Here is an 11970-nt window from a genome sequence, read left to right on the forward strand (position 1 = left end):
CCCTTCCAACCCCGGGACCTGTTCCATGGACACTTCGATCGCGAGCATCCTGCTGCTCGATGGCCTCACCAGCGGGGCCATCTACGCCCTGCTCGGCCTGGCCATCGTGCTGGTGTTTGCGGTGACGCGCGTGATTTTCATCCCGCAGGGAGAGTTCGTGGCCTACGGCGCGCTGACCCTGGCGATATTGCAGACCGGCCAGGTGCCCGGCACCGTCTGGCTGCTGATCATGCTGGCGGGGGTGGCCGCCGCCATGGACGCCGCCACCGCCTGGCAGCGCCATCACCGGGCGGGAGCCGCCTTGAGGGCCGCCGGGCGCACCCTGGTCGTGCCGCTCGCGGTGGCTGCCGTCACGGCCTGGGCGGCGCCGCGGCAGTTCCCCATGCTGGTGCAGGTCCTGCTGACGATCGCCATCGTCACCTCGTTCGGCCCGCTGATCTACCGCGTGGCCTTCCAGTCGCTGGCCGATGCCAGCACGCTGGTGCTCCTGATCGTGTCGGTCGGCGTGCATTTCGCCATGACCGGGCTGGCGCTGCTGTTCTTTGGCGCCGAGGGCTTTCGCAATCCCCCGTTCTGGGGCGTGCGCTACCAGTTTGGCGCCGTGACCCTGAGCGGGCAGGCCATCATCATCGGCATGGTCTCGCTGGCGCTGATCGTGCTGCTGTGGCTGTTCTTCGAGCGCACGCTGTATGGCAAGGCGCTGCGCGCCACCGCCGTGAACCGGCTCGGCGCGCGCCTGATGGGCATCTCGGCGCACACCGCCGGCCAGTTGACGCTGGCCATGGCCGCGCTGATCGGCGCGCTGTCGGGGCTCTTGATCGGCCCGACCACCACCGTGTTCTACGACTCGGGCTTCCTGATCGGCCTGAAGGGCTTCGTCGCCGCCGTGATCGGCGGCCTGGCCAGCTACCCGGCCACCGCCATCGGGGCGCTGTTCGTCGGCGTGGTCGAATCCTTTGGCTCGTTCTGGGCCAGCGCCTTCAAGGAGGTGATCGTATTCACGCTGATCCTGCCCATCCTGTTCTGGCTCTCGCTGACCGACAAACATGCCGGGGAGGACCACTGATGCGCTGGACCTCAAAAATGCAGCCGCTGGCGCTGCTGGCCGCCATCGTCCTGATCGCCTGGCTGCCGCTGCCGGATTTCTGGATCACGCAACTCAACTACATCGGCCTGTACAGCCTGGTGGTGCTGGGCCTGGTGCTGCTCACGGGCATTGGCGGCCTCACCTCGTTTGGCCAGGCCGCTTTTGTGGGCATCGGGGCCTATACCAGCGCCTACCTGACGATCAACGCCGGGCTCTCGCCCTGGCTCACGGTGCTCATGGGTCTGGGCATCACGGCCATCAGCGCGCTGGTGGTGGGCTGGATCACGCTGCGCATGTCAGGCCACTACCTGCCGCTGGCCACCATCGCCTGGGGGCTGGCGCTGTACTACCTGATGGGCAACGTCGACGCCCTGGGTAAATACGACGGCCTGCTCGGCGTACCCGGCATCACTTTGGGGGATTGGAATTTGAGCCAGGGCCGGCCCTTTTTCCTGCTGACCTGGGTGCTGGTGCTGCTGGCGGCCTTCTCGCTGATCAACCTGCTCAACTCGCGCACCGGGCGCGCCATCCGCTCGCTGCGCACCGGCGCGCAGATGGCCGAGGCCATGGGCGTGAACACGCTGCGCTACAAGATCGGCATCTTCCTGATCGCCGCGCTGTTCGCGAGCGTCTCGGGCTGGCTGTTCGCGCACTATCAAGGCACCGTGAATCCCTCGCCGTTCGGCATCAAATGGGGCATCGAATACCTGTTCATGGCGGTGCTGGGCGGCGCCGGCTACGTCTGGGGCGCGGTCACCGGGGCGGCCCTGACCAAGCTGCTGGAAGACCAGCTGCAGGTGCTGCTGCCCCGGCTGTTCGGCACCAGCGGCAGCTACGAGACCATTGTGTTCGGCATCGTGCTGGTGCTGGTGCTCAAGTACCTGCCCGACGGCATCTGGTCTTTTGTGGCCCAGCGCCTGCCCAAAAAGCCGCGTCCGAACGACTGGGACGGCGCCGCACCGCTTGAAGAACGGTCCAGGCCCGCACCGGGCGATCTGGTACTGGACGTGCGCGCGGTGCGCAAGCAATTCGGCGGTTTGATCGCCGTGAACGACATCAGCTTCTCGGTGCGGGCCGGGCAGATCGTCGGCCTGATCGGCCCCAACGGCGCGGGCAAGTCCACCACCTTCAACCTGATCACCGGCGTGCTCGGGCTGACGACCGGCGAAGTGCGCTTTCGCGGCGACGTGGTCAGCGGCCTGCCCTCGCGCGAGATTGCCCGGCGCGGTGTGGCGCGCACCTTCCAGCACGTGAAGATGATTCCCGACATGACGGTGCTCGAAAACGTCGCGCTGGGCGCCCACCTGCGCGGCCACCGCGGCGCGCTGTCGGCCATGCTGCGGCTGGACCGGCCGGAAGAACAGCGCCTGCTGCGCGAGGCCGCGCACCAGCTGCAACGCGTGGGCATGGAAGGCAGCCTGCACGAGCTGGCCGGTAACCTGGCCATGGGCCCGCAGCGCCTGCTCGAGATTGCCCGCGCCCTGTGCAGCGACCCGGCGCTGCTGCTGCTGGACGAGCCGGCGGCTGGCCTGCGCCACAAGGAAAAACAGGCGCTGGCGGGCGTGCTGCGCCAGTTGCGCGCCGAGGGCATGAGCATCCTGCTGGTGGAGCACGACATGGACCTGGTGATGGACGTGACGGACCACATCGTGGTGATGGAATTCGGCACGCACCTGATGGAGGGCACACCGGCCGAGGTCCAGCAAAGCCCCGCGGTACGCGCCGCCTATCTCGGCACCGAACATTGAGATGATGACCACCCCCGAAGCGCCTGCGGCGCCTCCCCCTCAAGGGGGCGCCACCAGCGGCCCGGCAAAGCCGGTTCCGCGGTGGCCTTGGCTTGAGCCGCGCGAGCTTCATGCGCTATGGGCAGCGCTTGGCGCAATGGATAACTGATCGATGAACAACACCCCCCTCCTTCGCGTTCAGGACCTGCATGCCGGTTACGGCCGCGCCGAAGTCCTGCACGGCATCGACCTGCAGGCCACGGCGGGCAGCGTGATCACCGTGATCGGCCCGAATGGCGCCGGCAAGTCCACCCTGCTCAACGCCCTGATGGGCATCCTGCCGGCGCGCGGCCAGATCGAATTCCAGGGCCAGCCGCTGCAAAAGCTGTCGCTCGAAGAGCGCGTGATGCTCGGCATTGCGCTGGTGCCCGAAAAGCGCGAGCTGTTCGGCACCATGCCGGTGGAAGACAACCTCGTGCTCGGCGCGTTCCGCCAGGTGCGCCTGCGCAACCCGAAATGGCGCGACCAACTCGAGGTGGTCTACACCCTGTTCCCGCGCCTGAAGGAGCGGCGCCTGCAACTGGCCGGCACGCTGTCGGGCGGCGAGCGCCAGATGCTGGCGGTGGCGCGCGCCCTGATGTCGCGCCCTACGCTGCTGATGCTGGACGAGCCCAGCCTGGGCCTGGCGCCGCTGATCGTGCGCGAGATCTTCCACACCGTGGAAGAACTGCGCAAGACCGGTGTCACGATTTTGCTGGTCGAACAAAACGCGCGCGCCGCGCTGGAAGCGGCCGACCACGGCTATGTGCTGGAAATGGGCAGCGTCAGCCTGCAGGGCCGCGCCTTTGATCTCGCCACCGACGCGCGCGTGATTGACACCTACCTGGGCGCATCGCGCACACCGGCCGCGCAAGCCTCCAGTGGCGCTGGTGTAGATTAGCGCCACTTCATCCCTGGCCCCTTCCATGGCACCCAAAGAATCCAGCACCTTCGTCACCGAAGTCGACACCAGTTACCTTGAGTCACTGATGGGCTACAACGCGCGGCGCGCGGCGCTGGCCATCATCGAGTCGTTCCTGCGGCACATGGCCGTGTACGAGTTGCGGCCGGTGGATTTTTCGGTACTGTCGCTAATCACCCACAACCCCGGCATCACCTCGCGCCAGCTTTGCAGCGCGCTGAGCATCCTGCCGCCCAACCTGGTGGGCATGATCAACGCGCTGGAAAAGCGCGAACTGATCGCGCGCCGGCCGCACCCGCACGACCGCCGCGCCACGGGGCTGCACCTGACCGAAGCCGGCCAGAAATTGATGCGCGATGCCGAGCACACCGCCAGCGAGCTCGAAGCCCAGGCCACCGGCCGCCTGAGCGCGACCGAGCGGAAAACCCTGATGCGGCTGCTGCAAAAAATCTATATAAAAGCCAAATAGTTGGCGTTTATGACTCTGAGCCCACGTATTTCGGGCACTAACAGCTATGAAACTTGTAGCAACCAGGAAACTGCGCTATATTTGCCTCGCCCTGGTGGGTGCGCGGCGAGGGGCCGGCACCACCTGCCCAATTAAATATACGAGGAGATCGACGAATGAGTTCCAAGGAAAATGCCGCCGTCAGCCAGTTGCTGAGCCTGCTGGAGTCGCGCTACGCGATGCGTGTGCTGTGGGCGCTCAGGGATGGCCATGCGCAGACCTTCCGGCTGCTGCAGGACAGCGTCGGCGGCATCACCCCCAACACGCTCAACACCCGCATCAAGGAGCTGCGTGAGGCCGGCCTGGTGAACCATGGCACCGATGGCTATGGCGTCACGGCGTCGGGTGTCGATCTGCTCAAGCGCCTGAACGACCTGCAGGCCTTTGCCGGCAAGTGGGCGGCCAGCCAGGCCAAAAAGAAGTAAGTCCTTTTCTTTTTGGAGACCCCAAGGACAGGCGTGACCTGTCCTTTTTCGTTTCTGCAGGCCGGATGTGCCGCGGGGATCCGGCTGGCGTGCTGGCATAATTCGGGGAGCTTTAGGACTTTAGCCCTCTGTAACAATGCATAGCTTGCTATATTTTGTATAGCACATCAACCAAGGATTGAGCATGATCACCACCGCATCCGGCCTGCAATACCACGACACCGCCACCGGCGACGGCGCCCAGGCCACGAAAGGCCAGAGCGTCACCGTTCATTACACCGGCTGGCTCTTCAACGACGGCGTGCAAGGCGCCAAGTTTGACTCCAGCAAGGACCGCAAGGACCCTTTCGTGTTCTCGTTGGGCGCCGGCATGGTGATTCGCGGCTGGGACGAAGGCGTCGCGGGCATGAAGGTCGGCGGGGCGCGCACCCTGATCATTCCGGCGGACCTGGGCTATGGCGCGCGCGGCGCCGGCGGCGTGATTCCGCCCAACGCCACGCTCAAGTTCGACGTCGAACTGCTCGGCGTCAAGTAAACAAACACCCCGGCGCCCCGGGGCGGCGGCAGCCGGTTCGCGGTCTGGCCTCGCGTGGCAGCCAGGGCTTGAAAGGCGCGATACCGCCCTTAAATGGAAAATTGGCTCCTCAAAACCCCATTTTCAAGCATGTCTAACCATCAGAACCCCGAGCAAAATCAATCCATGAACGCCCCCGGAACGGATGGAATTCCGGCCGACGCCTCGCCCGAGGAGCGCGAAGCCGCCCTGGCCGCGAACGAAGCGCAGGCCGCGGCCGACATGATCAGCGTGCAGGCCGAGATGGACGGCCTCAAAACCAGGGTCGCCGAATTGTCCGACCACTTTTTGCGCGCCAAGGCCGAAACCGAAAATGCCCGCCGCCGCGCCGAAGAGGAAATCTCCAAGGCCCGCAAATTTGCACTTGAGAGCTTTGCCGAGAGCCTGCTGCCGGTAGCAGACAGCCTGGAAGCCGGCCTCGCCGTGAAGGATGCCACGCTTGAACAGATCCGCGAAGGCACCGAGGTCACGCTGCGCCAGCTCAAAGCGGCGCTGGAGCGCAACAAGGTGATCGAGGTCAATCCGGCCGCCGGCAGCAAATTCGACCCGCATCAGCACCAGGCCATCAGCATGGTGCCGGCCGATCAGGAGGCCAATACCGTGGTCACAGTGTTGCAAAAGGGCTACCTGATCGCCGAACGCGTGCTGCGCCCCGCGCTGGTCACGGTAGCCGCGCCGAAATGACGGCCTCAAGGGCTTGAAACACCTCCGGCTATCCACAAGTAACGCTTATTCAATTTTCAAAAATCGCAGGAGTAAACATCATGGCAAGAATCATCGGGATCGACCTGGGCACCACCAACAGCTGCGTGTCCATCATCGAGGGCAGCACGCCCAAGGTCATTGAAAACTCCGAGGGCGCGCGCACCACGCCGTCCATCGTGGCCTACCAGGAAGACGGCGAAGTGCTGGTAGGCGCCTCGGCCAAGCGCCAGGCCGTCACCAACCCGAAGAACACCCTGTATGCCGTGAAGCGCCTGATCGGGCGCAAATTCACCGAGAAAGAGGTGCAGAAGGACATCAACCTCATGCCCTACAAGATCGTCGCCGCCGACAACGGCGACGCTTGGGTCGAGGTGCGCGGCAAGCAGATTTCCGCCCAGCAGGTCAGCGCCGACATCCTGCGCAAGATGAAGAAGACCGCCGAGGATTACCTCGGCGAGCCCGTGACCGAGGCCGTGATCACCGTGCCCGCCTACTTCAACGACAGCCAGCGCCAGGCCACCAAGGACGCCGGCCGGATTGCCGGGCTGGATGTGAAGCGCATCATCAACGAGCCCACCGCGGCCGCGCTGGCCTTCGGCATGGACAAGATGGAAAAGGGCGACCGCAAGATCGCGGTGTACGACCTGGGCGGGGGCACGTTCGACATCTCCATCATCGAGATCGCCGATGTCGATGGCGAGAAGCAGTTCGAGGTGCTGTCCACCAATGGCGACACCTTCCTGGGCGGCGAAGACTTCGACCAGCGCATCATCGACTACATCGTCGGCGAGTTCAAGAAAGAGCAAGGCGTCGATCTGTCCAAGGACGTGCTGGCATTGCAGCGCCTGAAGGATGCCGCTGAAAAGGCCAAGATCGAGCTGTCGAACAGCGCACAGACCGACATCAACCTGCCCTACATCACGGCCGATGCCTCGGGTCCCAAGCACCTGAACATCAAGATGACGCGCGCCAAGCTGGAGTCGCTGGTGGACGAGCTGATCGAGCGCACCATCGGCCCCTGCCGCACCGCCATCAAGGACGCCGGCGTAAGCGTATCCGATATCAACGACGTGATTCTGGTGGGCGGCATGACGCGCATGCCCAAAGTGCAGGACAAGGTCAAGGAATTCTTCGGCAAGGACCCGCGCAAGGACGTGAACCCCGACGAAGCCGTGGCCGTGGGCGCCGCCATCCAGGGCCAGGTGCTCAGCGGCGACCGCAAGGACGTGCTGCTGCTGGACGTGACGCCGCTGTCGCTGGGCATCGAGACCATGGGCGGCGTGATGACCAAGATGATCAAGAAAAACACGACCATCCCCACCAAGTTCGCCCAGACCTTCTCGACCGCCGAGGACAACCAGCCGGCCGTGACGATCAAGGTGTTCCAGGGCGAGCGCGACATCGCCAGCGGCAACAAGCTGCTGGGCGAATTCAACCTCGAAGGCATCCCGCCGTCGGCGCGCGGCACGCCGCAGATCGAGGTGTCGTTCGACATCGACGCCAACGGCATCCTGCACGTGGGCGCCAAGGACAAGGGCACCGGCAAGGAAAACAAGATCACCATCAAGGCCAACTCGGGCCTGACGGAGGCCGAGATTCAGCAAATGGTGAAGGACGCCGAGATCAACGCGGCCGACGACAAGAAAAAACTGGAGCTGGTGCAGGCCCGAAATCAGGGCGAGGCCATGGTGCACAGCGTGCGCAAGAGCCTCGTTGAGTACGGCGACAAGCTCGATGCCGGCGAGAAGGAAAAGATCGAAGCCGCGATCAAGGACCTGGACGAAGCCCTCAAGGGTGAAGACAAGGCCGCGATCGAGGAAAAGACCAATACCCTGACCACCGCCAGCCAGAAACTGGGCGAGAAGATGTACGCCGACATGCAGGCGCAGCAAGCCGCCGCGTCGGCGGGGGCTGGCGCGGCGGGTGCCCAGTCGCCGGAGCAACCGGCGGCCGATGACAACGTGGTGGATGCCGAGGTCAAGGAAGTCAAAAAGAGCTGATACAGGCTGGCAGGCCATTGAAGTCGCAGCCTCGAGACAGCGAAGCGGAAACCGGGAGTCATCCGGGATTTCCGCTTTCGCACATCCGGGCCGCAAAATTTTCCGCTCACTGAAGACGCAATCCCTATGGCCAAACGAGACTATTACGAAACCCTGGGCGTTCCCAAAAACGCCAGTGATGAAGAGATCAAGAAGGCTTATCGCAAGCTGGCGATGAAGCACCACCCGGACCGTAACCAGGGCGATGTGGCGAAGACGGCCGAGGCCAGGTTCAAGGAAGCCAAGGAGGCCTACGAGATGCTGAGCGACGCGCAAAAGCGCGCCGCCTACGACCAGTACGGCCATGCCGGCGTCGACCCGAACATGCGCGGCGGCCCGGGCGCGGAAGGCTTTGGCGGCTTTGCCGAGGCTTTTGGCGACATCTTCGGCGACATCTTCAACGGCCAGCGCGGCGGCCGGGCCCAAGGTGGCCGGCAGGTGTTTCGCGGCGGCGACCTGAGCTATGCGATGGAGGTCACGCTCGAAGAGGCCGCCCAGGGCAAGGAGGCGCAGATCCGCATTCCCACCTGGGACGACTGCGCCACCTGCCATGGCACGGGCGCCAAACCCGGCACCAAAGTCATCACCTGCACCACCTGCCACGGCGCCGGTGCCGTGCAGATGCGCCAGGGCTTTTTCAGCGTACAGCAAACCTGCCCGACCTGCCGCGGCACGGGCAAGCTGATTCCCGAGCCCTGCGCCACCTGCCACGGCCAGGGCAAGGTCAAAAGCAACAAGACGCTGGAAGTCAGGATTCCGGCCGGCATCGATGACGGCATGCGCATTCGCAGCGCGGGCAACGGCGAGCCGGGCACGAATGGCGGCCCGCCTGGCGACCTCTATATTGAGATTCGCCTCAAGAAGCACAGCATCTTCGAGCGCGACGGTGACGACCTGCACTGCGAGGTACCGATCAGCTTCACCACGGCCGCGCTGGGCGGCGAGATCGATGTGCCTACGCTGGCCGGCAAGGCGGCCATCGACCTCCCCGAAGGCACGCAGGCCGGCAAGCAGTTCCGCCTGCGCGGCAAGGGCATCAAGGGCGTGCGCTCCAGCTACCCGGGCGATCTGTACTGCCACATCACGGTGGAAACACCCGTGAAGCTGACGGAGCACCAGCGCAAACTGCTCAAGGAACTCGACGAGTCGCTCAAAAAAGGCGGCGCCAAGCACTCGCCCGGCGAGGGGCACTGGACTGACAAACTGAAGAGCTTCTTCACCGCCTGAAGCGCCCCCCGGCTGGCACCCCGAAACCTATACCAGCCTGCTGCGCAGCCCTGCGCCGGGGCGCGGGTGGCATCTGGACGGCGCATGAGCCCGGCTCCTGTACCATCATTGCGGCAGCGAATGAAGGGATCAGATGAGCGTCAACATCACGTTTCTGGGCGGAGCCGGCACCGTCACCGGCTCCAAGTACCTGGTGCAGCATGCGGGCAAGAGTGTGCTGGTCGACTGCGGTTTGTTCCAGGGCTACAAGCAGCTCCGGCTGCGCAACTGGCGCCCCTTGCCCGTGGCGCCGGGCAAGATCGATGCCGTCGTACTGACCCACGCCCACCTGGACCACAGCGGCTACCTGCCGCTGCTGGCGCGCGAGGGCTTTTCGGGCCGCGTGTACGCCACCGCCGGCACGCGCGACCTGTGCGGCATTTTGCTGCCCGACAGCGGCCACATCCAGGAAGAAGATGCCGACTTTGCCAATCGGCACGGCTTCTCGAAGCACACGCCGGCCTTGCCCCTGTACACACGCCGCGACGCGCTGGACTGCCTGCGTTTGTTCAGGAGCGTTCCCTTCTCCAAAGTGTTCGAGCCGGTCCCGGGCTGGCGTGCCACCTTTTCCATGGCGGGGCACATCCTGGGCGCCGCCAGCGTGTTGCTGGAGGTGGCGGGGCGGCGCGTCCTGTTCTCCGGCGATCTGGGGCGCCCCGATGACTTGCTGATGCGTCCTGCGGACCCGGCCCCGGCCGCAGATACGGTATTGATCGAATCCACCTATGGCGACCGCGTGCATCCGGTGGAGGATGTGATCGCGGAGCTTGGACCGGCCCTGAAACGCGTCGCCGCGCGCGGCGGCGTCGCGGTGGTGCCGGTGTTTGCCGTCGGGCGCGCGCAGGCGTTGCTGCATGCCATCGCCCGTCTCAAGGCCGGCGGCACTCTGCCGACCTCGTTGCCGGTGTTTCTCGACAGTCCCATGGCCATCAAAACCACCGGCCTGTTCGAGCGCCATCCGGGCGAGCACCGCCTGAGCATGCGGGAGGCACATGCCATGGGCCATGCCGCCACCATGGTGGAGACGACCGAGCAGTCCAAGGCATTGGCGAAACGGCACGGTCCGATGGTGATCCTGGCAGGCAGCGGCATGGCGACCGGCGGGCGGGTGTTGCACCACCTGGCGCTGTACGCTGGCGAGCATCGCAACATGATCGTTCTGACCGGCTATCAGGCCCCGGGCACGCGCGGGGCCACGCTGGCCGGTAGCGCCAAAACCGTGCGCCTTCATGGCCAGGACGTAGCCGTGAATGCGGAGGTCGTGCAACTGCAGTCGGCCTCGGCCCACGCCGACGCCAACCAGTTGATGCAGTGGCTGCGCACATTGCCGCACGCACCCGATGAAGTCTATGTGGTGCATGGCGACATGGGGCCGTCCGACGAACTGCGCAAGCGCATAGAGCACGAACTGAAGTGGCGCGCCATGGTGCCCGAGCATGGCTCGACCTGGCCCGGTTAGCGGCATGCGGTCTTGCATCTATAGTGCAGGGATCCTTCTTTGCCCACAACTACCCCATGAAAACCCGCGCCGCCGTCGCCTGGAAATCGGGCCAACCCCTGACCATCGAAACCGTGGACCTCGAAGGTCCGAAATTCGGCGAGGTGCTGGTGGAGATCAAGGCCACCGGCATCTGCCACACCGACTACTACACGCTCTCGGGCGCCGATCCCGAAGGCATCTTTCCGGCCATCCTCGGCCATGAAGGCGCGGGCATCGTGGTCGATGTCGGCCCCGGCGTGGCGACACTCAAGAAGGGCGACCACGTCATTCCGCTGTACACGCCCGAATGCCGCCAGTGCAAGTTCTGCCTGTCGCGCAAGACCAACCTGTGCCAGCTGATCCGCGGCACCCAGGGCAAGGGCCTGATGCCCGACGCCACCAGCCGCTTCAGCCTGGACGGCAAGCCCATTTTTCACTACATGGGCACCTCCACTTTCAGCAACTACACGGTCGCGCCCGAAATCTCGCTGGCGAAGATCCGCGAGGATGCGCCGTTTGACAAGGTTTGCTACATCGGCTGTGGCGTGACCACCGGCATCGGCGCCGTGATCTTCACGGCCAAGGTGGAAGCCGGCGCCAATGTGGTGGTGTTCGGCCTGGGCGGCATCGGCCTCAATGTGATCCAGGGCGCCAGGATGGTGGGCGCCGACAAGATCATCGGCGTAGACCTGAACCCGGCGCGCGAAGCCATGGCGCGCCAGTTCGGCATGACGCACTTTCTCAATCCCAGGGACATCGAAGCCGCGGGCGGCAACATCGTCGATGCCATCGCGCAGCTGACCGACGGCGGCGCCGACTACAGCTTCGAGTGCATCGGCAACACGCGGGTGATGCGCCAGGCGCTCGAATGCACGCACAAGGGCTGGGGGCGCAGCATCATCATCGGCGTGGCCGAAGCCGGTGCCGAGATCAGCACGCGCCCGTTCCAGCTCGTCACCGGGCGCAAGTGGGAGGGCTCGGCCTTCGGCGGCGCGCGCGGGCGCACCGATGTGCCCAGGATCGTCGACTGGTACATGGAGGGCAAGATCAACATCGACGACCTGATCACGCACACCATGCCACTCGAGGACATCAACAAGGGGTTCGACCTCATGAAGCGCGGCGAGTCGATCCGCGGCGTGGTGATTTACTGACGGGCTCACCTCTGGTGAATCGCCAAAACCGCAAAAACAGCGAC

Annotated in this window: 11 protein-coding genes; all 11 read left to right on the forward strand. The window is 64.9% G+C overall.

The features are described from left to right. The first annotated feature begins 25 nt into the window (after positions 1–25). The 11 genes from EUB48_RS13110 (at position 26) to EUB48_RS13160 (ending at position 11926) form a co-directional block, all read left to right on the forward strand. Positions 26–1066 (forward strand): branched-chain amino acid ABC transporter permease, encoded by a 1041-nt coding sequence (locus tag EUB48_RS13110; RefSeq protein WP_142819539.1) that lies wholly within the window; start codon positions 26–28, stop codon positions 1064–1066. After that, positions 1066–2835 carry a branched-chain amino acid ABC transporter ATP-binding protein/permease gene (locus EUB48_RS13115; RefSeq protein ID WP_420821413.1) on the forward strand — a complete coding sequence of 590 codons (1770 nt, stop codon included), beginning with the start codon at positions 1066–1068 and terminating at the stop codon, positions 2833–2835. Before EUB48_RS13110 ends, EUB48_RS13115 begins: the two co-directional genes overlap by 1 nt. A gap of 151 nt (positions 2836–2986) precedes the next feature. After that, positions 2987–3754 (forward strand): ABC transporter ATP-binding protein, encoded by a 768-nt coding sequence (locus tag EUB48_RS13120; protein WP_142819540.1) that lies wholly within the window; start codon positions 2987–2989, stop codon positions 3752–3754. Positions 3755–3779: 25 nt separating this feature from the next. Beyond that, positions 3780–4244: a MarR family winged helix-turn-helix transcriptional regulator gene (locus tag EUB48_RS13125; RefSeq protein WP_142819541.1), complete on the forward strand. Its 465-nt coding sequence runs from the start codon at positions 3780–3782 to the stop codon at positions 4242–4244. A 155-nt stretch (positions 4245–4399) separates the two neighbouring features. Next, positions 4400–4708 carry a winged helix-turn-helix transcriptional regulator gene (locus EUB48_RS13130; RefSeq protein ID WP_077560853.1) on the forward strand — a complete coding sequence of 103 codons (309 nt, stop codon included), beginning with the start codon at positions 4400–4402 and terminating at the stop codon, positions 4706–4708. Positions 4709–4886: 178 nt separating this feature from the next. Beyond that, on the forward strand, positions 4887–5243 hold the full coding sequence (locus tag EUB48_RS13135) for an FKBP-type peptidyl-prolyl cis-trans isomerase (protein ID WP_077560854.1): 357 nt from the start codon (positions 4887–4889) through the stop codon (positions 5241–5243). Between the two features lie 129 nt (positions 5244–5372). After that, positions 5373–5966, forward strand: a complete 594-nt coding sequence (gene grpE, locus EUB48_RS13140) for a nucleotide exchange factor GrpE (RefSeq protein ID WP_142819542.1) — start codon at positions 5373–5375, stop codon at positions 5964–5966. Between the two features lie 80 nt (positions 5967–6046). Then, positions 6047–7987: a molecular chaperone DnaK gene (gene dnaK, locus EUB48_RS13145; protein ID WP_142819543.1), complete on the forward strand. Its 1941-nt coding sequence runs from the start codon at positions 6047–6049 to the stop codon at positions 7985–7987. A 126-nt stretch (positions 7988–8113) separates the two neighbouring features. Continuing rightward, positions 8114–9253: a molecular chaperone DnaJ gene (gene dnaJ, locus EUB48_RS13150; protein ID WP_142819544.1), complete on the forward strand. Its 1140-nt coding sequence runs from the start codon at positions 8114–8116 to the stop codon at positions 9251–9253. Between the two features lie 133 nt (positions 9254–9386). Then, positions 9387–10751, forward strand: coding sequence for an MBL fold metallo-hydrolase (locus EUB48_RS13155; protein ID WP_142819545.1), 1365 nt, complete (start codon positions 9387–9389; stop codon positions 10749–10751). Between the two features lie 56 nt (positions 10752–10807). Then, positions 10808–11926 carry an S-(hydroxymethyl)glutathione dehydrogenase/class III alcohol dehydrogenase gene (locus tag EUB48_RS13160; protein ID WP_142819546.1) on the forward strand — a complete coding sequence of 373 codons (1119 nt, stop codon included), beginning with the start codon at positions 10808–10810 and terminating at the stop codon, positions 11924–11926. The last annotated feature ends 44 nt before the right edge of the window (positions 11927–11970 follow it).

It is taken from the genome of Rhodoferax sediminis (assembly GCF_006970865.1).
Lineage (GTDB): Bacteria > Pseudomonadota > Gammaproteobacteria > Burkholderiales > Burkholderiaceae_C > Rhodoferax_A > Rhodoferax_A sediminis.